General features: G+C 78.8%; 1 protein-coding gene. It reads right to left on the bottom strand.

What is annotated here, in order from left to right; genetic code table 11:
• Positions 1 to 1,097: coiled-coil domain-containing protein (locus OPU66_RS14900; protein ID WP_498554432.1), on the bottom strand; the 1,097-nt coding region annotated here is incomplete at both ends.

Raw genomic sequence — 1,097 nt, forward strand, 5'->3', positions numbered from 1 at the left:
GGTCATCTCCGCCTCGGCCCGGCCTGCGGCCTGCCGCGCCTCGGGCAGAGCGGCGTCGAGCGCGTCGAGCCGGTTGGCGCGGATCAGCCGTTCGGCCGCCGCCGCGCCGCCCTCCTCGGTTTCCAGCCCGTCCCAGCGCCGCATCCGCCCCTCGGGCGTGACCAGCGCCTGCCCGGCGGCGAGCGGCACGCCCGGATCGACCGGCATCAGCGCGATCTGCGCCAGCCGCCGCCTGAGCGCCGCCGGGGCGGTGACATAATCGGCGAGCCGCCCTGCGCCAGCCGGCAGCGCCGGATCGTTTCCTGCATCTGCACCGCCCGCCGGATCGCGCCAGCCGCCGACCGGCAGATCGAGTTCGTCGCCAAAGGCCGCCGCCAGCGCCCGTTCATGCCCGGGGGCGGCGCGGACATGGTCGATCAGCCGGTCGCCGCCGCGCCCGGCGAGTGTCTTGGCGAGCGCCGCCCGTTCGGCCTCAAGCGCGCCCAGCCCGGCCCGGGCAGCGGCCAGCGCCGATTCGGCGGTGTCGCGCGCAGCCGCCGCGCCCGTGCGTGCCGCCTCGGCGGCCTCGATCGCCTGTCCGGCCTCGGCAGCGGCCTGTTCGGCGGCGCTCCGCTCGCTGGTGGCGGCGGCGCGGGCGCTGGCCAGCGCGGCATCGTCGCCAAGGGCCGCGATCTCGGCATCGACCTGCGCCAGATCGCGCCCCGCCCGGTCGCGCCGCGCGCGCGCCACCGCCACGCCGGAGCGGGCAATCTGGGCATCCGCCTGTTCGCGCGCCTGCCGCGACAGCGCCTGGGCGAGCGCGACTTCGGCATCGCGGGCGGCGCTTTCGGCCTCGGCAAGCGCGGCGGCCAGCGCCGGGCCTTCGGCTTCGGCCTCGGCGATGCGCGCGGCGAGCAGCCGCACCTCATCGCCCAGCCGGGCAATTGCCTCGGCGGCGTCATTGGCCAGCGCCCCTTCGCGCGCCCGGTCGGCATCCAGCCGCGCCCGCGCCTGACCGAGATCGGCGAGCCGCGTCCGCGCGGCATCTCGCTCGGCCCCCAGCCCGGCCAGCCGGTGCGCCAGTTCGGCCGCCCGCTCCCGCGCCTGCTCGACCGCGC

It is taken from the genome of Sphingomonas sp. URJC2, assembly GCF_059803575.1.